We start from the raw sequence: 24,331 nt of genomic DNA, 5'->3' as shown, positions 1-24,331 counted from the left end.
CTCGACGGGCGAGGCGGACGGGGCCGGCGCGGTCGGAGCCGACGCGGCGACGGGAGGCGTCGATCGGCCCGCCGCGGGCCGGACCTCGGCCGGCCGGGCAGCCCCCTGCGACGACGGCGCAGCGGACGGACCGGGCGCGGCGGACGGACCGGAGCCCGAGCCCTCGACCCCGACGCGTCGTTCGAGGCGCTCGACCCGGGCGAGGGCGCCCCGGCCGGTCTGGTCGCTCTCGGGGACGAGGACGCGCGCGATCATCAGTTCGAGGTGCAGCCGCGGCGAGGTGGCCCCGGTCATGTCGGTGAGAGCGCGGTTGACGACGTCGGCCGAGCGCGACAGCTCGGCGGCGCCGAAGGCGTGCGACTGGTGCACGAGACGGTCGAGCTCGTCGGCCGTGACGCCCCGCAACACGGCCGAGGCACCCTCGACGGTCGCCCCGACGACGATGAGGTCGCGCAGGCGTTCGAGCAGGTCTTCGACGAACCGCCGAGGGTCTTGCCCGGTCTGGACGACGCGGTCGACCGCAGCGAACGCGGCAGCGCCGTCACGGGCGCCCAGCGCCTCGACGACGTCGTCGAGCAGCGATGCATGGGTGTACCCGAGCAGCGCGACGGCGCGCTCGTACTGGATGGCGCCGTCCTCGCTGCCGGCCATCAGCTGGTCGAGGAGCGAGAGGGTGTCGCGCACCGACCCGCCGCCGGCGCGGACCACGAGCGGCAGCACGCCCGGGGCCGCCTCGACCGACTCGCTCTCGCAGAGTTCGTGGACGTACTCGAGCATCTGGGCCGGGGGCACGAGGCGGAACGGATAGTGGTGGGTGCGGGACCGGATGGTGCCGATCACCTTGTCGGGCTCGGTGGTCGCGAAGATGAACTTGACGTGCTCGGGCGGTTCTTCGACGACCTTCAGCAGGGCGTTGAAGCCCTGCGGGGTGACCATGTGGGCCTCGTCGAGGATGAAGATCTTGAAGCGGTCGCGAGCCGGGGCGAACACGGCCCGGTCACGGATGTCGCGGGCGTCGTCGACGCCGTTGTGGCTGGCCGCGTCGATCTCGATGACGTCGAGCGAGCCGCCGCCGTCGCGTGAGAGCTCGACGCACGACGCACAGACGCCGCACGGGGTGTCGGTCGGACCCTGGGCGCAGTTGAGGCAGCGGGCCAGGATGCGCGCGGACGTCGTCTTGCCGCAACCGCGCGGCCCGCTGAAGAGGTAGGCGTGGTTCACGCGGTTGGTGCGGAGTGCCGTGCGGAGCGGATCGGTCACCTGCGTCTGCCCGATGAGCTCGGCGAAGTTCTCTGGCCGGTAACGGCGATACAGGGCGGTGACCACAGAGCAAGAGTAGTCGGGGCGACCGACAACGGTCGACGGCGGGAGTCGCCGTCGGGGCCCCCTGGCGGTGCCCCGGGCGCACGAGAGGGCCCGTCGTGTCGACGGGCCCTCGGGTGCGGCTCCCGGCCGGGGTGGACTACTCGGCGGACCCCCTCGCGCGACGGCGGACCCTGGTCGCCGACACGAGGCCGAGGCCGATCAGCAAGGCGAAGGCCGCGAGGGAGAACCAGCCGAGGGCGTCCGACCCCGTGTACGCCAGGCCCGAGACGGAGCCGGTCGGGACCGCTCCCCCACCGTTGCCGGTGCCGGTGCCGGTGCCGTTACCGGTGCCGGTGCCGCCACCCGGTCCGGGCAGACCCGGGAAGCCGGGGGTGCCAGGGGTACCGGGGGTCCCGGGCGTCCCGGGAGTGCCCGGGTCGCCCGGCGTGCCCGGGGTCCCGCTGGCCGCCGCGACGGTGAACCCGGTGGTGACCGGGGCCGACGTGGCGCCCGCGATCGTCTCGGTCGCGGCGACCACGTGGGGTCCGACGGCGACGCCCGCGAGGACGACCGTCCAGCTCCCCGTCCCGGGGTCGGCCTGGACGACCTGCGCGGTGCCGTCGTCGAGCTGCACCGTCACCGTGGCACCGGGTTCCGCCGTCCCGACGACCGTCACGGGCGTCGTGCCGCCGGTTCCGGCCTGCAGGACCGAGCCGGCCACCGGGCTGGTGATCACCACGGGGTCGACCGAGGCGATCAGGAGGTCCTGGCTCACCGTGGTCGTGCCCGCGTCCGCGGTCTGCGTCGCCGTGACGACGTAGGCGCCGACCGGGACGTCCGTGAAGTCGACCGCCCAGGTGCCGTCGGCCCCGACCGTCGCCGACTGCGTCGGTCCGCCGCCGAGGTCCACCGTGACGAGCGCGCCGGGTGTGCCGGTGCCCGTCACCGTGACGTCCTCGAGGCCGTTCCCGTCGACGTCGGCGATCAACGCGCCGGGTGCCGGCGAGGTGATGACGACGGCGTCGGTGCTCGCGGCCGCCGTGACCGTGAACACGACGGTCTCGGGGGCCGACACCGCGCCTCCCACGGTCTGGGTCACGGACAGGGTGTGCTGCCCCTGTTCGACCCCCACCAGGGTGGTGGACCAGGCGCCGTCGGCGTCCACGTCGACCACGACCGGGAGGCCGCCGTCGATGCTGACGGCCACCGAGGCGTTCGGCTGGGCCGAACCGCCGACGAGGACGTCCGCCGTCCCCGCCGTGCCCGCCGGCAGGATCGAGCCCTGTTCGGGCGAGGTGACCACGAGCGGCGCGACCTCGGCGGCGGGGGCGAGGGTGACGTCGACCGACGCGCTGCCGGTGACGACGCCGCCGACCGTCTGTTCGACGATCACGGTGCGGGTGCCGACCGGGACCGCCGGCAGGGTCACCGACCAGGTGCCCCCGTCGGTGACGGTGGTCGTCTGCGTGATGCCGCCGACGGAGACGGTGACGGTGGCTCCGGGCTCGCCCGTTCCGGTGACCGGCAGGTCGACGAAGCCGTCGCCGTCGGTGTCGACGACGAGCTGTCCGTCGGCCGGCGAGGTGATGGTGGGCGCGGCGGCGGGGTCGGCCGGGATGGGCACGACGACCACCGAGACCTCGACGGGAGCGCTCGCGGCGCCTCCGATGGTCTGCACGGCCGAGACCGTGTGCGTCCCGGTGCCGAGCACCACCGGCACCTGCCACGAGCCCGAGGCGTCGACCGTCGTGGTGACGGGGTCTCCCCCGTCGACCGTGACGGCGACGGGTGCGCCCGGCTGCCCCTGGCCACGGACGACGACCGGCGCGGTGCCGGCGTCGCCCGCCTGGTACTGCTGGCCGTCGGTCGGTGCCGTGATCGTGAGCGTCGCGGCGGCCTCGACCACGACCGTGGTCGTGACCGGAGCCGACTCGACCCCGCCGACGGTCTGCGTCGCGGACACCACGTGCTCGCCCACGCCGACCCCCGCGAAGGTGGTCGACCAGTCGCCGTCGTCGTCCACGTCGACCGTGACGGCCGTGCCGTCGTCGAGCGTCACCGCGACGGTCGCGCCGGCCTGGGCCGAACCGGACACCGGCAGGTCCACCGTCGAGGCGGCGGACGGCACGAGGAGGCGCGTGCCCGTCGCCGGGTCGGTGATCCGGATCGGGTCTGCCGCGACCACCGCGAACGGCTGGGTCACGGGGACCGTCGTGACGGTGCCGTACTGCTGCACCACCGAGATCGGTCCGGCACCCACCGGCACCGCGTCGAAGGTCGTGGTCCACGCCCCCGTCGTCGGGTCGGCCGTGACGGCCTGGGTCAGGTCGCCACCGAGCGAGACCGTGACGGTCGCGCCGGGCTGGGCGGTGCCCGACACCGTGACCGGCGTCGTCCGGCCGTCGAGGACGACGACCGTGGCACCCGGGGCGGGCTCGGTGATGGTGACCGGGGTGCCGACCACCACGTCGAGCTGCTGGGTGGCGGGAGTCGTCGAACCGGCCGGCACCGTCTGCGTCACGACGACCGGGTACGAGCCGACGGGCACGTCGCCCACCGTGACGGTCCAGGTGCCCTCGGGGGTCACCGTCGTCGTCTCGGAGAGGTCGTCGCCCACCGCGACCACGACCGTGGCGCCGGGCTGACCCGTGCCGGTGACCGTGACGTCGGTGGTGTCGTCGGCGTCACGGACGACGATCGACGACCCGGCGGGCGGCGAGGTGATCGTCACCGGGGCGGCCACGACGACCGACACGTCCCGCGTGATCGGGGTCGACACGGCGCCGTCGACGGTCTGGGTGACCGAGGCGGTGCGGTCGCCGACCGGGACGCCGTCGACCGTGACGCTCCAGGCGCCGGTCGTCGGGTCGGCCACGACGGTCCCGACCAGGCCGTCACCGAGGTCGACCGTGACGGTCGCTCCGGGCTGGGCCGTGCCGGACGCGACCACCGGGGCGGTGTCGCCCGCGGCGAGCACGACGACCGTCGTGCCGTCGGTGGGCCGGTCGACGACGAGACCCGCTGCCGCCGCGACCGTGAACGGTTGCGTCGCCGCGGCCGAGGTCGCGCCTCGGATCGTCTGCGTGGCGGTCAGGGTGTAGTCGCCGACGGGGACTCCGTCGACGGTCGTCTGCCAGTCACCCTCAGGCCCGACGGTGGCGCCGGCCGTGAGGCCCGTGCCGAGCGAGACGGCGATGGTGGCGCCGGGCTCACCGGTGCCCGAGACGACGACCGACGTGGTGCCGGCCGGGTCGAGCAGGGAGACCGTCGCACCGGGGGCGGGGGTGACGATCGCGGGCGCGGCGGGGGCCACGACGATCGACACGTCCCGCGTGACCGGGGTCGAGGTCGAGCCGTCGACGGTCTGCGTGACCGCGATGGTGCGGTCGCCGACCGGGACGCCCGGCACGGTGACGCTCCACGCGCCGGTCGTGCCGTCGGCCGTGACCGTGCCGGTCAGGTCGTCGCCGAGGTCGACGGCGATCGAGGCGCCCGGCTCGGCCGTGCCCGACACGACCAGGTCGGTCGTCGCGTCCGGCGTCGCCACCGCCACGACGGTCCCGACGGCCGGGGCCTCGATGACGACCGCGGCGGCGGAGACCACCGAGAGGGGTTGGGTGACGGCGGGCGACACCGAGGTGCCGAGCGCCTGGGTGGCGGTGAGCGTGCGCTCGCCGACCGTGACGCCGGCCACGACGACGCTCCAGGCGCCGGTGGTCGGGTCGGCGATCGTCGAGGCCACGAGGTCGACGCCGAGGTCGACGCGGACGGTCGCCCCGGGTGCGGCCGTGCCGCTGACCGTGACGGCCGTCGAGGCGGTCGCGTCGGCGACGGTCACGACGTCACCGGGCTCGGGCTGCAGGACCTCCAACCCGGGACCGACCACGATCCGGAACCCGGCCGCGACGGGGGTCGAGGTCGTGCCGGCCACGGTCTGCGACGCCGTCACCTGGTAGACGGCGGTCGGCAGGTCGGCGAAGAGGACGGACCAGTCGCCGGACGTCGGGTCGGCGGTCGTGGTGACGGCCGCTCCCCCGTTCAGTCGGACCGAGACCGGGGCGCCAGGGGACGCCGTGCCCGAGACGGGGACGTCCACGGTGCCGGCCGGGTCGAGCACCGTGAACACGGTGTCGTCCGGGTCGACGATGACGACCGGGGCGGCCGCGCGGATCTCGAACGAGCTCTCCTGCGCCGGCGAGGTGGTGCCGCCGATGCTCTGCGTCACCGACAGGTCGGCCGCGCCCACGGGCACGCCCGGGACGTCCACGGACCACCGGCCCGTGGCCGCGTCGGCCGTCGTCGTGGCGGCGAGGTCGGCGCCCGTCGCGGGATCGAGGACCACGTCGACCGTGGCTCCCGCCGCGGCGGTGCCGGAGACGGTCACCGTGGTCACGACCTCGGGCCCGGCCACGTCGACGACGGAACCGTCGGCGGGGGTCAGGACGACGAGGGGGTCGCCGGCGAGGATGCGGACCACCCGGGTCTCGGGAGCCGAGACCGAGGTGCCCACCGTCTGGGTGGCGGTGACGGTCCGCGTGCCCACGGGCACCCCGGCGAAGGACACCGTCCAGGCACCCGTCGTGGTGCCGGAAGTGACCGTGTCGGTGAAGCCGTCGCCGAGGTCGACGCGGACGACCGCGCCCGGCTCGGCCTGGCCCGACACGACGAGCGTCGTGGTCGAGGACGGGTCGGCGAGGACGATCGGGACGCCGTCGGCCGGGGCGACGATGGTCAGCGGGGCGGCCGGGTCGATCGTCACGACGCGCGTGTCGGCCTGCTGGACGGTGTCCCGCACCGCCTGTGAGGCCCCGAGGACGCGCTCTCCGACGCCGACGCCGACGAGCGTGACCGCCCAGGCCCCGGTGACGGGGTCGGCGAGGGTGCTGCCGACCTCGGCGCCGTCGAGGGTCACGGTGATCCGTGCGCCCGGCTGGGCGGTGCCGGCGACCGGGACGTCCTGCGTGGCCGCGGGCGAGGCGACGACGTAGCGGATGTCGGCGGCGGGCGTCGTGATGACCACGTCGGCCCCGGAGACGATCTCGAAGGCCCGGGTGACGGGCTCGGTGGTCGTCGTGCCACCGACCGTCTGGGTCGCGGAGGCGACCTGGTCACCCACGGGGACGCCCGGAACCGTGACGGACCAGAGCCCGTCGGGCCCGGCGGTCGTCGGGACGACCACGCCGGCCAGGGTGACCTCGACGGACGCACCGGGGTAGGCCGTCCCGGTCACGACGACGGCGGTGGTGCTGTCGGCGCCGGCGACCGTGACGACGTCGCCGTCACCGGGTGCGGTGATGGAGAGGTCGGCCTCGGCCGAGACCACCGAGAAGTCCGTCGGCTCGGCCTCGAGGAGGTCGGGGCCCTGCTGCTGGCTCGCGCCCACGACGTGGTCGCCGACGGCGACCCCGGTCAGGACGAGGGACCAGGCGCCCTGCGCGTCGGTGGCGACCGGGGCCTGGTCGACGCCGTCCACCGTGACGGTGACGGGCAGACCGGCCACGCCGGTGCCCGCGATGGTGACCGGAGCGGTCCCCTGGTCGTCGGCGACCACCAGCTGGGTGCCGGGGACGGGCGCCGTGATGACGACGTCGCCGCCGACGCTGACCAGGACGTCCCGCGTGACGGCGTCCGAGGTGGAGCCGTTGATGCTCTGGGTCACCGAGACCGTGTGCGGACCGACCGGGACGCCGACGACCGCGACGGACCACTGGCCCGAGACCGGGACGACCACCTGGCCGACGAGGCCGTCGCCGAGGTCGACCTCGACGGTCGCCCCGACCTGGCCCGTGCCCGAGACGACGACGGGCGTCGTGTCCTGCGGTCCCGGGACGAAGTACTCGGCGCCGTCGAGCGGTGCCGTGACGGCCAGGGGCGTGCCCTGCGCGATCGTCAGCGGCTGGGTCACCGGTGCCGAGGTGGTCCCGCCGAGGGTCTGAGTCGCACCGAGCGTGCGGACACCGGCGGGGACGTCGGGGATGACGGCGGTCCAGGCGCCCGTGGCGGGGTCGACCGTGGCAGGCACCTCGAAGCCGGCGCCGAGGCCGACCGTGACGGTCGCCCCCGGGTCGGCCGTGCCGGTGACGGTCACGTCGGCCGTGGTGCCGCCGACGATCGGGATCGTGGCCCCGGGGGCCGGCGTCGAGATGGCGACCGGGGTCCCGGCGACGATCGTCACGACGCGCGTCTGCGCAGGCGACACGGTGCCGCCGACGGTCTGCGTCGCCGAGATCGTGCGCTGACCGACGGGCACGCCGGCGACGTCCACCGACCAGGCGCCGGTCGTGGCGTCCGCCGTGACCCGGCCGGTGAGGCCGTCACCGAGGTCGACGCGGACGTCGGCGCCGACCTGGGCGGTGCCCGAGACGGTCAGCGTGGACAAGGAGGCGCTGTCGGCGACGCGCACCGTGGTGCCCTCGGCCGGGGCGAGGATGTCGAGCGGCGCACCGGCGGCGACCGTCAGCGGCTGCGTGACCGGCACCGAGACGACGCCCGCGACCGTCTGCGTGACGCTGATCGTCCGGGGCCCGACGGGCACGGACGACACGGTGGCCGACCAGGCGCCCGTGGCGTCGGCCGTGGTCGTGGCCACGTAGCCGTCGCCCAGGTCCACGCGGACGGGGGCGTTCGGCTCGGCGGCTCCCGTCACCGTGACCGGGGTGGTCGAGGTGGCGTCGGCGACCGTGAGGGTCGCACCGGGCGCCGGCGTCGAGATCGTCACGCCGGTCGCGGCCACGAGGGTGAAGTCGGTGGTCTGCGGGGCGGACACCGCGCCTCCCACCGTCTGCGTCGCGGTGGCCGTGTAGGTGGCGACCGGCAGGGCCGGGAAGGTCACGGACCAGGTGCCGTTGGGGGCGACCGTCGTGGTGAGGTCGCGGCCGCCGCCGAGGGTGACGGCGACCGGGGCACCGGCCTGCCCGGCACCCGAGACGGTGACGTCACGGGTGGAGTCGGCTCCGGGCAGACGGTACTGCGTGCCGGAGGTCGGGCTCGTGATGGTCAGGCCCGTGCCGGCGACGACGCTGAAGGCGCGCGTCACGGCGGCGGAGACGTCTCCACCGAGGGCTTGGGTCACCGACGCGGTGTAGCCGCCGACGGGCACGCCCGGGACGGTCGTCGACCAGGTGCCGTCCGCGGCGACGAGGGCCGTGGCCGTGCGGCCGCCGCCCAGGTCGACGGCGACGGTGGCCGTGGGGGTCGCGGTGCCCGAGACGATCACGGGGGTCGTGGAGTCGGCGTCGAGGACCGTGAAGACGCGTCCGGCGGTGGGCGTGGTGACGACGAGCGGCTGCTGCGCGACGACGGTGAAGTCCCGCGTGACGGGGCCGGTGGTCGCTGTGCCGAGGGCCTGGGTCACGGAGGCGCTGTAGGCCCCTGCGGGCACGTTCGCGACGGTCACGCTCCAGCTGCCGTCCGCGGCGACCGTGCCGGTGCCCGTGAGACCGGCACCGAGGTCGACCGTGACGGTGGCGCCGGGCTCGCCGGCACCGGTCAGCACGACGCTGCGCGTGGCGCCCGGGGAGGCCGGGACGACGAACACCTGCCCGGCGGTGGGCGTGGCGATGCTGAGGGGGGCGAGGGCCGCGGCGCGGACGGTGGAGGTCGCGAGGTCGACCCGGGACGCGTTCACCAGCGGGAGTACCGAGAGGCTGACCGCGTGGACGGAGCTCGAGCCGGCGTCGGTGCCTCGGCCGTCACGGAAGCCCGCGCCGTCCTGGGCGTTGATGGTGACGCGGACGAGCTGGTTGAGCAGCGTCGTGAGAGGCGCGAGGGTCGTGACGACCGCGGCGGTCGTGGTGCGCAGGCTGGTCGTCGTGGCGGCGAGCGCCGTGCCGTCCACCAGGGGCGAGTAGAGGCCGCCCACGCTGCCGAGCAGCGTGCCGACGACGGGGAGGAGGGCCCCCCGGAGGACCGTGGCGCCGAGAGCACCGACGAGACCCGACCCGGTGACGGTCGTGGCGGCCGGCTGGACGGTACCGTCGAGCAGCGCGCCGAGGGTGGTCACGGTGCGGGTGCTCAACGTCTCGTTCACGCCGACGACGGCCAACTGGATGCGCAGTGCGACGGCGAGGTCGACGGTCACCTGGGTCGCGCGGATCGCGTCGTCCACGGCGGCCACGAGGTTGGTGGGCAGCTGGTTCTGCAGGATGTCGGTGATGCCGGCGGTGATCGCGGTGATGGTCGCGGGACGCAAGAGGTCGGTGTTCGCGGGCAGACCGTTCAGGGCGTCGAGGTCGATGACCACCTGGCCCGTGCTGGGGATGATGGTCACGGGCCCGCTGGTCAGGGGACGGGCGAGTTCCGCCGAGATCGTCGAGTCGAGGTCGACGGTCGCCTGCACGTTCACCGTTGGCTGGCCGAGCCTGACGGCGCCACCGAGGGGCAGGCCGTTCACGGCCGTGGTGAGCGGGCCGGTGATCGAGTTCGCGAGGCCGCTGACGGCGGTGCTGCCGGCGACCCCGTTGACCGCCGTCCCCAGGCCGCCGACCGTGGAGCGGAGGGACGAGGTCACGCCCTGGACGGCGGGGCTGGTCAGGGTGAACTCCGCACCGGCGACCTGGTAGGCCGTCGTGGGCGTGGTGGCGGTGGCGCCCCGCTGCTGGGTGATCTGCGACGAGAGCGCGCCGAGCTGCAGGGTCACGTCGCTGAGGACGCCCTGCGTGGCGGGCACCTGGGCGAGCAGCGGCTGGAGGCGGAGGGTGGTCTGCTGGGCCGGGCTGCCGTCGCCGACGGCGATCGAGCCGTCCTGGGCGATGAGACCGGCCGAGGCGGTGGCGCCGGTCGCGGTGGCGTTCGCGTACTGACCGTCGACGCCGAGGGTGAGCAGCCCGTTGCCCCCGAGGAGGCGGATGCCGTTGCCCAGACCGACCGTGAGCGCGTTGACGGCGGTGAGGTTCAGCGGGTTGCGCGACGTCGGCGGGTTCTGCGTGGTGCCGAAGGCCGAGTAGGCACCGCCGAGTGCGGCGACCTGGTCGAGCGCGACGATGCCCGTTCCGCCGACGAGCGACGCCTCGGCCTCGCTGCGGTCGGTCGTGGCCGCCTGCGCGGGGACGACGACGACGAGCGCGCCGACGACCGCCGCGACGACGGCGGCCGCCGTCGCCTTCAGTGCGCGGGACGCGTGGGAGCGCCGGGGACGCTCGATCGTCTGGCTTCGCATGGGTGTGCCTCTTCCTGACGGGACGAGCCCGCCGCCTGATCCGAAGAACTCCCGCTGGTGAGGCGGGAGGTGCTGCTGTTCTGTTGTGTCGTCGCCGCGTCGCCGCCCGGGGACGACGGCGAGGCGAACGGGACTACCGCGCGGTGCGCGGGCTCGTTCGCCTGATGCGGGTGCTGCTGACGTGCCGTGGTGAGGGGCTCATCGGTCCTGATCCTGATCGTGTGGTGCGGGTACGGGTGCGACGGCGCCGTCGCGCGTGGTCGCACCGTGGTGAGGGGTGCGGCCGGAGCGGTGGTTGATCGCTCCCGACGAGCTGGTTCGGTCTCGTCGTGATGCCGAGCATAGGGGGCATCGCGCGGATCGCGCACCCCACGAAGGGGGGCCACGGGGCCTTCGGCCCCCAAAAGAGAAATGACCCCTCACGCACCCGTCAGAGCCCGGTTACCCTTGCTGCATTTCTGCCCTGGGGGAATTGGCCTGGATGACGCCACGTGAGGAGCCTCGACGAGTTTAGCGGCAACTGAGTGGTCGCCGCGACCCGGGGTGTTGCCTGGGGGCATGAGAATCGTCATCGCCGGAGGACACGGCAAGATCGCCCAGCTCCTCGAACGCCGACTCGCCGACGCCGGGCACGACCCCGTCGGCATCGTCCGCAACCCCGACCACACCGCCGACCTCGAGGCCGCGGGGGCCCGTGCCCTCGTCCTCGACCTCGAACGGACCGACGTCGACACGCTCGCCGGCCACCTCGACGGGGCCGACGCCGTCGTGTTCGCCGCGGGCGGCGGCGGCAGCAGCGGCGCCGAGCGCAAGCTGACCATCGACCGCGACGGGGCCGTCCTCCTGGCCGACGCCGCCGAGAAGGCGGGCGTCACGCGCTACGTCATGGTCTCGGCCATCGGCACGGACGACTTCGACCCGGCGCGGGCCGAGCTGCCCGCCGCGAACGACGACGACGTGTACCAGGTGTACATGCGTGCGAAGAGCGAGGCCGACGCCGACCTCCGCCGTCGCGAGGGTCTGGACTGGACGATCGTCCGTCCCGGTGGCCTGACCGACGACGCCGGCACCGGCCAGGTCACGGTCGGCACGACCGTCGAGCGCGGCAGCATCCCCCGCGCGGACGTGGCCGAGATCATCGCCACCGCGCTGATCGAGGGCACCGCCGTCAAGACGCAGTTCGAGGCCGTCTCGGGCGACGTCACCGTCTCGGACGCGCTGGCGACCATCAAGTACTGACCCGCGCCTCCTGGTCGTCCCCCGACCACGGAGTGACGGACGAGAGCCCCGGAGGCGCGACCAGCGCACCGGGGCTCTCCCACGTCTGAGGGTCGGTCGGGTCGTGCACCCGCAGACGCCTCAGCTGAGGGCGGCGGCCTGTCGCGCGATCTCGAGTTCTTCGTTCGTGGGGACGACGAGGACGGACACCCTCGACCCCTCGGGCGAGATGTACCGCGCCTCGCGGGACGCGAGTTCGTTGCGGTCGTCGTCGACGTGGATGCCGAAGAACTCCAGGCCCATGAGCGTCCGACGACGCAGCAGGGCGTTGTTCTCGCCGACCCCTGCCGTGAAGACGACGGCGTCGAGTCCCCCGAGCTGGGCGACGTAGGCACCGATGTAGTGCCGCAGGCGGTGCCGGTAGACGGCCAGCGCCGCCTCGGACACGGCGTCGCCCCGGGACGCGCTGTCCTGCACGTCGCGCATGTCGCCGCTGCCGGTGAGGCCGAGCAGCCCGCTGCCCTTGTTGAGCAACGTCTCGAGCTCGGCGAAGTCGAGTCCCGCCTCACGGTGGAGGTGGAACACGGCGGCGGGATCGATGTCGCCCGAGCGCGTGCCCATGACGAGCCCCTCGAGGGGCGTCATGCCCATGCTCGTGTCGATGGACCGTCCGCCGTCGATCGCGGCGGCCGACGCGCCGTTGCCGAGGTGCAGCACGATGGTCTTCAGCTCGGCCAGGGGGCGACCGAGGAACTCGGCGGTCTTCTCGCTCACGTACTTGTGCGACGTGCCGTGGAAGCCGAAGCGACGAACGTGGTGCTTCTTCGCCAGCTCGGCGTCGATCGCGTAGGTGTAGGCGGCGGGGGCGAGCGTCTGGTGGAACGCCGTGTCGAAGACCGCGACGTGGGGGACGTCGGGGAAGGCCTCCCGGGCCGCGCGGATGCCCTGCAGGTTGGCCGGGTTGTGCAGCGGGGCGAGGGCCGACAGGCGGTCGATCGCCTTCTCGACGTCGGGCGTGACGACCGTCGCGCGGTCGAACTCCTCTCCGCCGTGGACGACGCGGTGGCCCACCGCGACCGGCGGGTACTCGGCGAAGGACGGGCCGTGCGCCTCGAAGGCGGTCAGCATCGCGGCGAAGCCGGCGGCGTGGTCGGCGATCGGCTGGGTGTCGTTGCGGGTCTCGTCGCCCGTGACCTCGTTGCGGTGACGGGTCGACCCGACGTCCTCGCCGATGCGCTCGACGAGACCGCTCGCGAGCGTGCGCTCGCCCTCGAGCTCGATCAGCTGGTACTTGAACGACGACGAGCCGGAGTTGACGACGAGGACGGTGCTCACGAGGAGGCTCCTTCGGTGCTGGTGACGGTGCCGGCGGCGGCTGCGGCCTGCGTGCCGGCCTGGATGGCCGTGATGGCGACGGTGTTGACGATGTCGCCGACGAGAGCCCCGCGGGACAGGTCGTTGATCGGCTTGCGGAGGCCCTGCAGGATGGGGCCGATCGCGACCGCACCCGCACTGCGCTGCACGGCCTTGTAGGTGTTGTTGCCCGTGTTGAGGTCGGGGAAGATGAACACCGTCGCCCGACCGGCGACCTCGGACTCCGGCATCTTGGCGGCGGCCACCGTCGGGTCGGCCGCGGCGTCGTACTGGATCGGCCCCTCGACGAGCAGGTCGGGTCGGCGTTCGCGGACGAGTGCCGTGGCGGCGCGGACCTTCTCGACGTCCGCACCCGAGCCGCTGTCGCCCGTGCTGTAGCTCAACATGGCGACGCGGGGCTCGATGCCGAACTGCTGTGCGGTCTGCGCCGACGAGATCGCGATGTCGGCGAGTTGCTCGGCGGTCGGGTCGGGGATGACGGCGCAGTCGCCGTAGACCAGCACCCGGTCGGCGAGCGCCATGAGGAACACGCTCGACACGACTCCGACGTCGGGCAGCGTCTTGATGACCTCGAAGGCGGGCCGGATGGTGTGCGCCGTGGTGTGCTTGGCGCCCGACACCATGCCGTCGGCGAGGCCGAGCTTCACCATCATCGTGCCGAAGTACGAGACGTCGGTCACGGTGTCCATCGCCTGCGAGACCGCGATGCCCTTGTGGGCCCGCAGCTTGGCGTACTCGGTCGCGAAGAGCACCTGCAGGCTGGGGTCGAACGGGTCGAGCACGCGGGCGGTGGCGAGGTCGAGACCGAGCTCGGCGCCCCGGGCGCGGATGGCCGTCTCGTCGCCGAGCAACGTGATGGCGGCGACGCCGCGCTGCAACAGGGTGGACGCGGCCCGCAGCACCCGGTCGTCGTCGCCCTCGGGCATGACGATGTGCTTCTGCGCGCCCCGCGCCCGCTCGAGCAGCTGGTACTCGAACATCAGGGGCGTCACCACCCCGGACGGGCTGACCTGCAGGAGGCGCAACAGCTCGGCCCCGTCGACGTGCGTCTCGAAGAGGGCCAGGGCGAGGTCGTACTTGCGCGGCGAGTCGGCGGCGAGGCGCCCGCGGGTCTGGGTGATGGCGAGGGCCGTGTCGTAGGTGCCGGTGCTCGTGGTCGCGATCGGCAGCGGGCTGTCGAGCCCTTCGAGCAGGCGCTCGACCTGCGGGGCGAGGGCGAACCCGCCGTTGAGCACGATGCCGGCGAGCGACGGGAAGGTCTCGGAGGCGTGGGCGAGCACCGTCGCGACGAGCACGTCGGAGCGGTCGCCCGGCACCACGACGACGGCACCCTCGGTGAGTCGCGGCAGCACGTTCTCCATCGACATGGCCGCCACGACGACGCCGAGCGCCTCTCGGTCGAGCAGGGCGTCGTCGCCGCGCAGCAGGGTCGCACCGGTGGCCTGCAGCACGGCGCGCATCGTCGGGGCGACGAGGACGCGGTCCTCCGGCAGCGTCCAGATCGGGACCCGCCCGGTGGGTGACGCCTCGAGGGCGTGGCCGATGCCGTCGACGACCTCGTCGAGGTGGTCGGGGTCGACCCGGTTGGCGACGACGGCCAGCAGGCTCGCGTGCTCGGAACGCAGCTCGGCGGTGGTCAGTTCGGCGACCTGGCGCATGTCGGCGCCCGAGCGCCGCGTCTGGCCGTCGGCGCTGCGGCCGCCGAGCACCAGCAGCACGGGCGCGCCGAGGTTGGCCGCGATGCGGGCGTTGTACGACAGCTCGGTGGGGCTGCCGACGTCGGTGTAGTCGGAACCGATCACCACGACCGCGTCGCACTGCCGCTCGACGGCGGCGAAGCGGCTCACGATGGTGGCGAGCGCGGCGTCGGGATCGGCGTGCACCGCGTCGTAGCTGACGCCGACGCACTCGTCGTAGGCCAGGTCGACGCTGTCGTGCGACAGCAGGAGTTCGAGCACGTAGTCGCGCTCGTCCGTCGAGCGGGCGACGGGTCGGAACACCCCCACCCGGCCCACCTCGTGGCTGAGCGTGTCGAGCACGCCCAGGGCGATCGTGGACTTGCCCGTGTGGCCTTCGGCAGAGGTGATGTAGATGCGTGTCGACACGCTCGCCAGCCTACGGGCGGCAGCCTTCGAGCCGCCGGGGAAGCGTGCTGGCGGAGGCCGCGAGACACCTCCTAGGCTCGTCGGCATGCAGATCCGCACGGCGACCGAGACCGACCTGTCCGGCGTCCTCGAGATCCACGCCGACGCCGTGGCGCACTCCCGGGCCATCTGGACCGACGTCACGCCGACCCTCGAGGGTCGGCGCGAGTGGCTGACCAGCCATCAGGAGGCGCGGCGCAGCGCGATCGTCGCGGTGGACGGCGACGAGGTGCTCGGCTACGGCAGCTACGGGCCGTTCCATGCCAAGGACGGCTACCGGCACACCTGCGAGAACTCGGTCTACGTGCGTCCGGGCCAACAGGGCAAGGGACTCGGACGAGCGCTGATGGCCGAACTCGTCGAGCGGGCCACGCGGGACGAGCTGCACGTCATGGTGGCGCTGATCGAGGCGGGCAACGAGGCGTCGGTGCGGCTGCACGCGTCGCTCGGCTTCGAGGACGCCGGCGTGCTGCGCGAGGTCGGCACGAAGTTCGGCGAGTGGCTCGACCTCCGGTACATGATCCGCCGACTGGCCTGACCCGGGCGCGACGGGACCGACGAGGCACCGGGACGACGACGGGCGCCGCCTCCGAGGAGACGACGCCCGTCGTGGGTGGAGCGGTGGGGTCAGCGTCCGGTCGAGCCGTCCTGTCCGGTGTCGCCGGGCGTGTCGAGCCGACCGTCGATGGCCGGGTCGGGCGACACGACGTCGACCTGGAGCGGAGGCTCGGCGACGACGGCCGAGGCGGACGTCGCCCGGCTCGCCGGGGAACCGTCACGGCCACCCCGGACCCGGCGTCTGACCGCCTCCCAGGGGCGGGCGAGTCGTGTGCCACCGGCCTGGGTCGGGGCGTCGACCTCGAGACCGTAGTACGCGCCGACGTGCTCCAGGAGGACGTCGCGCTCGGCCTTGTCGTACGCACGACGTTCGCGGGTGAAGGCGATGATCGTCGACCAACAGGTCAACAGCAGCACGATGCTGAACGGCAGCGCCGTCGTGATCGCCGCGGTCTTCAGGGCGTCCAGACCGCCGGTCAGGAGGAGCGCGACGGCGAGCAGGGCGGCCACCAGGGCGAAGAACACCCGGAGCCAGTTCTTCGGCTCGATGTCGCCGCCCGACGCGATCATCGCCATGACGAGCGATCCGGAGTCCGACGAGGTGACGAAGAACACGCCGATGAGCAGGATCGCGCCGAACGTCAGGACCGTCCCGGCGGGCAGGCCGCCGAGCAGCGCGAAGAGCGACCCCTCGACGTCGACCGAGCCGTCGGCTCCGACGAGGCCGCCCGAGCCGTCGGTCTGCTGGTGGATGGCCGCACCACCGAGGACGGCGAACCACAGGAAGGTGAGGGCGGTCGGGACGAGCAGCACGCCGAAGACGAACTGGCGGACCGTGCGGCCCTTTGAGATGCGGGCGATGAAGATGCCGACGAAGGGCGCCCACGACATCCACCACCCCCAGTAGAACGTGGTCCAGGCGCCCTGCCACTCCTCGCCGGCCGCGCCCTGCTGGGCGGTCACGTTGAAGGACAGGCCGACGACGTTCTGCAGGTAGGCGCCGATGGACTGCACGAAGTCGCGCAGCAGGAACTGCGTGGGTCCGACGATCAGGATGAACAGCAGCAGGGCGGCCGCGAGGATGAGGTTGAAGTTCGAGAGGATCTTCATGCCCTTGGTCACACCGGTGACGAGCGACACGATGGTGACCGCCGTGATGACGGCGATGATCGCGATCTGGCTCACGATGCTGCTGTCGGCGATGCCCGCGGCCTCGAGGCCGGCGCCGATCTGGATGACGCCGAGCCCGAGCGAGGTCGCGACGCCGAACAGCGTGCCGACGAGGGCGATGACGTCGATCAGGTTGCCCCAGCCCCCGCGGACGCGGTTGCCGAGGAGGGGCTCGAGGGCCCAGCGGATGGAGACGGGACGACCCCTCCGGTGGATCGCGTAGGCGAGGGCGAGTCCGAGGACGACGTAGATGGCCCAGGCGTGCAGCCCCCAGTGGAGGAAGGTCTGGGTCAGGGCCTGCTGCGCGAGCTGGTCCTCGGTGCCGGTGACGCCCGGTCGTGGCGAGGCGAAGTGGCTGAGGGGCTCGGAGACGCCGTAGAAGACGAGGCCGATGCCCATGCCCGCGGCGAAGAGGAGCGCGAACCACGAGCCGGTCGAGAACTCGGGCTCGTCCTTGTCCTTGCCCAGCTTGATGCCACCGAACCTGCTGAACCCGAGGAACAGGCTGAAGCCGACGAAGAAGGCGGCGATCAAGACGTAGTACCAGCTGAAGTTGCGGACGATGCCGCTCTGAAGGCCGAGGAACAGCGCCTCGGCCGAGGCGGGGGCGATCAGGGTGTAGGCGACGAAGCCGAGGACGACGACGGCGGCCGGCCAGAAGACCCAGCGGCGCAGTTGAGGGGTGGTCGAGACGGTCTCCGTCAGGGAAGCGGGATGGTCGGCGGGGGGCCCGGAAGGGGAAGGAGTTGTCGTGGCCATGCCTCCATGGTGACGGTTGAGGGGCCCGCCGTCCCAATCACGACGTCGTCCGGGTCACCGATCCTGGTGACGGTAGTACCGGTTGCGGGGTCGCAGGACGGCCGTCGCGAGGACGGCGGCGAGCACCGACGCGACGAGGATGGCCACCTTGGCGTCGTCGTCGTGAGCGCTGCCGAGCCCGTAGCTCAGTTCGGCGACGAGCAGGGACACGGTGAAGCCGATGCCCCCGAGGAGGGCGACGCCGGTGAGGTCCACCCACTTGATGCTCCGGTCGAGTTCTGCCCGGGTGATCCTGGTCGTGATCCAGGTCGTCGCGAGGATGCCGACGGGTTTGCCGAGGACGAGGGCGGCGATGATGCCGATCGTGACCGGACTGGAGAGAGCCGTCCTCAGGCCGTCGAGGCCACCGAAGGCGACCCCTGCGGAGAAGAACGCGAACACGGGGACGGCGAAACCGGTGGAGATCGGCCGGAAGCGGTGCTCGAAGACCTCGGAGAGCCCCGGTCCCGCATCCGGGCCGCCACTGGCCTGGCTCCGGATGACGGGGACGGCGAAACCGAGGAGGACGCCGGCGACGGTGGCGTGGACCCCGGAGGCGTGGATGAGCCCCCACACCAGGACGGCGACCGGAAGGAGGATGAACCAGTTCGCGGCGGGGTGCAGGCCGAAGAACCGTCGGAACCTCTGGGTCAGGAACACGTACGCCGCGAGCGGCACGATGGCGAGTGCCAACGGGACGACCTCGATCGCGCTGGTGTAGACGAACGCGATGATGCCGATGGCGATGAGGTCGTCCACGACGGCGAGGGTCAGCAGGAAGATGCGCAGCGCGCTGGGCAACCTCGAGCCCACGATGGCGAGGACCGCGACGGCGAAGGCGATGTCGGTCGCGGTGGGGATGGCCCACCCCCGCACCGCCTCCGGGTCGGAGGCGTTGACGGCGGTGAAGATCAGGGCGGGGACGAGGACTCCGCCGAACGCGGCGGCCACCGGCACGATCGCCTTGCTGACCTTCCGCAGCTCTCCGGCGACGAACTCCCGCTTGAGCTCCAGCCCGACGAGGAAGAAGAAGATCGCCAGGAGCCCGTCCGCGGCCCACTCCCCCACGCTCAGGTGCAGCCCGAGACCCTCCGGGCCGAACTCGAAGTCCCGGAGCGCGAAGTACGCCCCCGAGAGCGGTGAGTTCGCCCACACGACCGCCAGGACGGCGGCGACGACGAGGACGACCCCGCCCACGGTCTCCTTCCGGAGGATCTCGCCGAGGCGGGTGGACTCCGAGGTCGTCTCTTCGGCGAAGAGTCCGGGAGCGACGGCGGGAGGCGGGGAAGAGGGCAGGTCGTCGTGGGGCATCGTCGTCCTGTCTTACCAGACGACGCCGGGGCGGGCACGGGTCGAGGTGACGGCGACCGTCACGCCCGTGTCAGAGCCGGGGCGAACGTCGCCGCGACGACGGTGACGTCGTCGGCCTGCTCGTCGTCGCCGACCAGCTCGGCGACCTTCTGCACGATGTCGCTCGGGTCACCGGACGAGATGAGCAGCAGTTGGAACTGGCTGAAGGCGTGCAGTTCGTCCGGGAAGAGATCGAGGACCCCGTCGCTGATGCAGACGATCGTGTCGCCTGGGTGCAGCTGGTCGGCGTACGACGTCCAGCGGTCCCCGAGGCCGATGGGGAGGTCGGACGACTGCAGCCGCTCCACGAGACCGGTGGCGCGCCGGATGAGCGCCAGCCCGTGTCCGCCGTCGGCCCAACGGATCTCGCCCGACGGCGTGATGCGGGCGTGGAAGCACGTGGTGAACTGGACGTCACCGTCACCGCTCGCGAGGCCCGTCGTCGCACGACGCAGGGCCACGGCGGGGTCGAGATCGTCCGACGAACTGCGGATGACGGAACGCACGGCGGCGGCGATCATCCCCGCTCCGACGCCTTTGCCCATGACGTCCCCCACGGTCAGGGCGATGCCGTCCGGGGTGGGATACCAGTCGTAGAAGTCGCCCCCGACGGCGCGGGCGGGGATGCACCTCCCCCGGACGGCGAACATCTCGGGAAGGAGGCTCGTCTTCGGTGGCAGGAGCGACTGCTGGATGGTCGCGGCCCGGTCGAGCTCCCGTTCGACCGCGTGCTGCTGCGCTCGGGACAGCTCCACCTTGCGGCTCGCCTGCCGGGCGAGCTCGTTGATGGCGAGGCCGATGGTGGCGTAGATGGCCAGGGAGAAGGCGATGCGGATGAACTCGCTGGGCGCGCGTCCGCTCGGCTCGATCACGAACGGCAGCATGAAGGTGACCGCCGATCCGATCAGCAGCCACACGATGCTGAGCCGCCCTGGCCACACGGCGATCCAGACGATCGGCAGCAGGATGATGGGGATGAAGACGGACCCGCTGTCACCCGTTCCGTAGCGGAGCAGGCCCACCGCGACGAAGTCGGCGGCGGGGATGACGATCTCCCAGGTGAGCAGGCGGGGACGCCGGGAGACCACCGAGGCGAAGACGACGCCGCAGAACGCGGCGAAGACGCCGGCCCACATGCTCGGTGCATCGCTGACGGGCAACCACGGGATGAGCGTGCTCACGACCGCGGCGAGCAACACGAAGAGGAAGACGAAGCCCTGCTTGAGCAGGGCGACGTGACGTCGCGAGCCGGCCGACATGACCCGCGCGAGGAGGCCGGAGTCGCCCCAGACGCTGGGGCGCAGGGTGTCGTTGCCCAACTGACTGACGCTCATGACCCAAGGCTAGGGCGATCGGGCCTCCATCGGGGAGAAGGCGATGCCCCAGAACGTGGGGCGAGGACGAGAAACGGCCCCTCCCGGGGAGGGAAGAGCCGTCTCGATGCGGAGGATAGGGGATTCGAACCCCTGAGGGCTTGCACCCAACACGCTTTCCAAGCGTGCGCCATAGGCCACTAGGCGAATCCTCCAGGGCGGGCACACGGTGAACCGGCGCACGACCGAGACCAGCGTACCGGACTCCGCGGGGCCCGGGGGACGCCCCCGTGTCGCTGCTGACCTTGAGGCTCCCTCATGGCTACCGTCGGGGCATGACCGACGCGCACCGCCCCTCCTCGGAGCACCCCGACGCCGCCCTGCCGCCGCGGGCCCGCGCCGTCGTCGCCGCCCTCCGTGCCGCCGGCGCCGAGGGCGAGGTCCGCGAGTTCGACGAGTCGACGCACACGGCCGCACAGGCCGCCGCCGCCCTCGGCTGCGAGGTGGGCGCCATCGCCAGCAGCCTGGTGTTCCACTCCGGCGGGGAGGCCCTGCTCGTGCTCACCAGCGGCGCCCACCGGGTCGACACCGACCTGGTGGCGTCGACTCTCGGCCGGGGCCCGATCATGCGGGCGAACGCCGACCAGGTGAAGCGCGCGACCGGCCAGGTCATCGGCGGCGTGGCCCCGGTCGGCCACCCCAGCCCGGTGCGGACGCTCGTCGACACCGCGCTCGAGACCCACGACGTGCTCTGGGCGAGCGCCGGCACCGCGAACACCGTCTTCGCCACGACGTTCGCCGAGCTGGTGCGCGTGACCGGGGGCACCCCGGCGCGCGTCGCCTCCGACGACCTCTGAGACCGGCCTCGTCGGTCCTCGACGTCGGCGGCCACCCGTAGCATTTCCCCATGCCGCCCCTCACGTCCGCCCGCGTCGACGCCTGGCTCTGGGCCGTCCGGCTCTACAAGACCCGCTCGGCCGCCAACGCCGCCTGCCGGGCCGGTCACGTGCGGGTGAACGGCGAGCGCGTCAAGGCCGCCCAGGCCGTCCGTCCCGGCGACGAGGTCCGGGCGCGCATCGCAGGCTTCGAGCGGATCGTCGTCGTCAAGACCTGCCTCGTGAAGCGCGTCGGTGCTCCGGCCGCGGCCGAGGCGATGACCGACCTCACTCCCCCGCCACCGCCGCGCGAAGAGGTCGCCGCCGTACCGGTCCGCGACCGAGGCGCGGGCCGCCCGACCAAGCGCGACCGTCGCGAGATCGAGCGCCTCCGGGACCGCGCAGAGAGCTGACACTCGCTCGACTCCCCCGATCGCGGGCTCCCCGCACTGGGGTGGGACGCCCCGGTATCTGTGCGAACGCATCGTCTACGCTGAGGGCACGGCGCTGCCCCGACAGCAGCAGCCTCGGGTCGGGGGACTCGGGGTCACGCCGACCCCGGGGGGACGACATGAACACGACCGACGCGGCGATGCCGACCGAGCGCGGCACCGTGACGGTGCGGCCACGGCGCGAACTCGCCCGGAGCGCCACGCTCACCGGCGTCTTCAGCCTGTCCCCCGTGCTGATCGCGGTGCTGTGGCTGACCCTGCCGAGCGGTCACCAGAGCGGCGTGCTGGCCGTCACCTGCGGCGTCGTGGTCATGGGACTGCTCATGTACTGGCGCTACCGCCTCTCGTACGCGGCCGTCACGCGCAACGAGTTCGTCAAGCGGGGGTGGTTGCCCGGGTTCGTCCGGCTGCGGCGCGACGAGGTCGACTCCCTCGTGCTCGTCCGCACCTACCGGGACCACTCGACCGAGACCGTCACGCAGCTGCTCGCCCTCGACGACGAGGGGCGACGCCTGTTCCGGATGCGGGGCACGTACTGGTCGGAGGCGTCCGTACACGCCGTCGTCGACGCACTCGGCATCCCGACGACCGTCCTGCCCCGGGCCCTCACCCGCCGCGAGTTCTTCGCGGCCTACCCCGACAGCCCCTACTGGTACGAGAGCCGCCCGTGGATCGGGGTCACCATCGCCTGCGGCCTGTTCGCCCTGGCGACCGGCACGCTCGTGGTGCTCTTCCAGGCGTTCGGCAACCCCACCTAAGGACGTGCCCGCGGGCCCGGTCCTGCACCGCCTCGGGCTGCACCGACCCGGGACTGCACCGACCCGGGGCTCAGCGGCGACGCAGCGTACCGAAGATGCCCTTGACGACCTCGCGCACGACCGCCTTGCCGGCACTCGAGCCGAGGACCTCGCCGAGCAACCCGCCGGTCGATCCGGACCCCGACGAACGGGACCCCGAGGAGGCGCGGGTCGTCGTCCCGCGCCCGGCACGCGCCTTCGCGGCCGCCCGCTCGGCTCGCTCGAACTCCTTCTGCTGACGTTCGTACTCGGCCTGGGCGGCCTTCCGCTCGCGCTCGGCGGCGGTGACCGCCCGGGCGTCCGCCTTCTCGCGGGCCGCGGCCTCCTTGAGCTGGGCGTCGATCGTGGCCTGACGTGCCGCGGCGTCGGTCCGTTCGCGCTGGTCGAGCGCGGCCGCCTCGAGCTTGCGGGCCAGGATCTCCCGGGCCGAGTCGCGGTCGATCGACGCACCGTAGGCGGCGATCAACGGCGACGCCGCGACCGCCGCGGTCATGACGTCGGCCGGGGTCGGCGACATCGAACCGCGCGGGGCACGGAGGCGCGTCCACGCGACCGGGCTGGGAGCCCCCTTCTCGTTCATGACCGTCACCACCGCCTCCCCGGTGGCGAGGCCGGTGAGCACCGCGGCGAGGTCGTAGTCGCTCGTCGGGTACGTCGACACCGTCGCCCGCAGGGCCTTCGCGTCGTCGGGCGTGAAGGCGCGGAGCTGGTGCTGGACGCGCGAGCCGAGCTGGGCGAGCACCTCTCCCGGGACGTCCTTCGGGGTCTGGGTGACGAAGACGATGCCCACGCCCTTGGACCGGATGAGCCGGACGGTCTGCGTGATCTGCGCCAGGAACTCCTTCGAGGCGTCGGCGAACAGCAGGTGCGCCTCGTCGAAGAAGAAGACGAGCTTCGGCTTGTCGAGGTCGCCCACCTCGGGCAGGTCGTTGTACAGGTCGGCGAGCAGCCACATCAGGAAGGTCGAGAACAGCGCCGGCTGGTCGTGCACACCGGGCACCTCGAGCAGGCTGACGACGCCACGACCGTCCTCGGCCGTGCGGAGGAACTCGGCGGTGTCGATCTCGGGCTCGCCGAAGAACGCGTCGGCCCCCCGGTCGGCGAACGTGATCAGCTCGCGGAGGATCACCCCGACGGTCTGTCTGCTCAGCCCGCCCAACCCCTCGAGTTCGCCCTTGCCCTCGTCGCTCGTCAGCCAGGTCAGCACGGCCCGCAGGTCGGACAGGTCGAGCAGCGGCAGACCGGCCTGCGCGGCGTAGTGGAACACCAGGCCGAGGCTGCTCTCCTGCGTGTCGTTGAGGCCGAGCACCTTGCTGAGCAGCAGCGACCCGAAACCGCTGACCGTCGCGCGGACCGGCACGCCGGTGCCCTTGCCGCCGAGGGCGAAGTACTCGGTCGGTGCCGCCTGCGGCGACCAGTCCTGGCCGATCCCCCGCGTGCGGGCCAGCAGCTTCTCGTTCGCCTCGCCCGGCGTCGCGATGCCCGACAGGTCGCCCTTCACGTCGGCCGCGAAGACCGGGACCCCGGCCGCCGAGAGCTGCTCGGCGAGCACCTGCAGGGTCCTGGTCTTGCCCGTGCCGGTCGCACCGGCCACGAGCCCGTGCCGGTTGAGCATCGCGAGCGGGATGCGCACGGGCACGTCGACCCGGGCATCGCCGTTCACGAGGGCGCCGAGCTCGAGGGCGGGACCGTCGAAACCGTAGCCCGCGCGGACGAGGTCGACCGCCGACTCGTCGAGCGGCCCGCCGGGCGGGACGGGCAGGCCGTCGACCGGGGTGCCGGCGACCGGCTCGGGTTCGGTCAGCCCGGCGTCCGCCGCG

Annotated in this window: 13 protein-coding genes, 1 tRNA gene and 1 other RNA gene; 5 read left to right on the top strand and 10 right to left on the bottom strand. The window is 73.1% G+C overall.

The window, feature by feature from the left end:
- The 3 genes from IFT36_RS08815 to ffs form a co-directional block, all read right to left on the bottom strand.
- Window positions 1–1,326: DNA polymerase III subunit gamma and tau (locus IFT36_RS08815; RefSeq protein ID WP_200412912.1), on the bottom strand; the 1,326-nt coding region annotated here is incomplete at its 3' end.
- 136 nt (window positions 1,327–1,462) lie between these two features.
- Window positions 1,463–10,462 (bottom strand): choice-of-anchor G family protein, encoded by a 9,000-nt coding sequence (locus IFT36_RS08810; RefSeq protein ID WP_200412911.1) that lies wholly within the window; start codon window positions 10,460–10,462, stop codon window positions 1,463–1,465.
- A gap of 407 nt (window positions 10,463–10,869) precedes the next feature.
- An RNA gene (gene ffs, locus IFT36_RS08805) (signal recognition particle sRNA small type) lies at window positions 10,870–10,966 on the bottom strand.
- A 54-nt stretch (window positions 10,967–11,020) separates the two neighbouring features.
- Here ffs and IFT36_RS08800 point away from each other — a divergent pair.
- A complete protein-coding gene (locus IFT36_RS08800) occupies window positions 11,021–11,701 on the top strand; it encodes an SDR family oxidoreductase (RefSeq protein WP_056046478.1) in 681 nt (226 codons plus the stop codon).
- Between the two features lie 120 nt (window positions 11,702–11,821).
- Here IFT36_RS08800 and IFT36_RS08795 read toward each other — a convergent pair whose 3' ends face one another.
- Window positions 11,822–13,015, bottom strand: a complete 1,194-nt coding sequence (locus tag IFT36_RS08795; RefSeq protein WP_159826145.1) for an acetate/propionate family kinase — start codon at window positions 13,013–13,015, stop codon at window positions 11,822–11,824.
- Window positions 13,012–15,159, bottom strand: coding sequence for a phosphate acetyltransferase (gene pta, locus IFT36_RS08790; RefSeq protein WP_200412910.1), 2,148 nt, complete (start codon window positions 15,157–15,159; stop codon window positions 13,012–13,014). Before pta ends, IFT36_RS08795 begins: the two co-directional genes overlap by 4 nt.
- Window positions 15,160–15,244: 85 nt before the next feature.
- Here pta and IFT36_RS08785 point away from each other — a divergent pair, with 85 nt between their 5' ends.
- Entirely contained in the window at window positions 15,245–15,736 is a 492-nt protein-coding gene (locus tag IFT36_RS08785; RefSeq protein WP_200412909.1) for a GNAT family N-acetyltransferase, read from the top strand.
- A gap of 89 nt (window positions 15,737–15,825) precedes the next feature.
- Here the strand turns inward: IFT36_RS08785 and IFT36_RS08780 are convergent, their stop codons facing one another.
- The 4 genes from IFT36_RS08780 to IFT36_RS08765 all read right to left on the bottom strand — a co-directional run bounded on the left by IFT36_RS08780 (window position 15,826) and on the right by IFT36_RS08765 (window position 20,602).
- Window positions 15,826–17,685, bottom strand: a complete 1,860-nt coding sequence (locus tag IFT36_RS08780) for a BCCT family transporter (protein ID WP_200412908.1) — start codon at window positions 17,683–17,685, stop codon at window positions 15,826–15,828.
- 54 nt (window positions 17,686–17,739) lie between these two features.
- Window positions 17,740–19,035: a Na+/H+ antiporter NhaA gene (gene nhaA / locus IFT36_RS08775; RefSeq protein ID WP_056046486.1), complete on the bottom strand. Its 1,296-nt coding sequence runs from the start codon at window positions 19,033–19,035 to the stop codon at window positions 17,740–17,742.
- A 59-nt stretch (window positions 19,036–19,094) separates the two neighbouring features.
- On the bottom strand, window positions 19,095–20,408 hold the full coding sequence (locus IFT36_RS08770; RefSeq protein ID WP_123570498.1) for a PP2C family protein-serine/threonine phosphatase: 1,314 nt from the start codon (window positions 20,406–20,408) through the stop codon (window positions 19,095–19,097).
- Window positions 20,409–20,517: 109 nt separating this feature from the next.
- Window positions 20,518–20,602 (bottom strand) — tRNA-Ser (locus IFT36_RS08765).
- 120 nt (window positions 20,603–20,722) lie between these two features.
- Here IFT36_RS08765 and IFT36_RS08760 point away from each other — a divergent pair.
- From IFT36_RS08760 to IFT36_RS08750, 3 genes are all read left to right on the top strand, one after another.
- Entirely contained in the window at window positions 20,723–21,244 is a 522-nt protein-coding gene (locus IFT36_RS08760; RefSeq protein ID WP_200412907.1) for a YbaK/EbsC family protein, read from the top strand.
- Between the two features lie 50 nt (window positions 21,245–21,294).
- Window positions 21,295–21,675: an RNA-binding S4 domain-containing protein gene (locus tag IFT36_RS08755; protein WP_056046493.1), complete on the top strand. Its 381-nt coding sequence runs from the start codon at window positions 21,295–21,297 to the stop codon at window positions 21,673–21,675.
- A 158-nt stretch (window positions 21,676–21,833) separates the two neighbouring features.
- On the top strand, window positions 21,834–22,472 hold the full coding sequence (locus IFT36_RS08750) for a hypothetical protein (RefSeq protein ID WP_200412906.1): 639 nt from the start codon (window positions 21,834–21,836) through the stop codon (window positions 22,470–22,472).
- Window positions 22,473–22,542: 70 nt separating this feature from the next.
- Here IFT36_RS08750 and IFT36_RS08745 read toward each other — a convergent pair.
- The coding region (locus IFT36_RS08745) for a helicase HerA-like domain-containing protein (RefSeq protein ID WP_200412905.1) at window positions 22,543–24,331 on the bottom strand (1,789 nt) is incomplete at its 5' end.

The sequence above is a fragment of the Frigoribacterium sp. CFBP 13605 genome, assembly GCF_014839405.1.
Taxonomy (GTDB): domain Bacteria; phylum Actinomycetota; class Actinomycetes; order Actinomycetales; family Microbacteriaceae; genus Frigoribacterium.
Note: the sequence above shows the minus strand (reverse complement) of the source record. Positions and strands in the feature narration are given on the sequence as shown.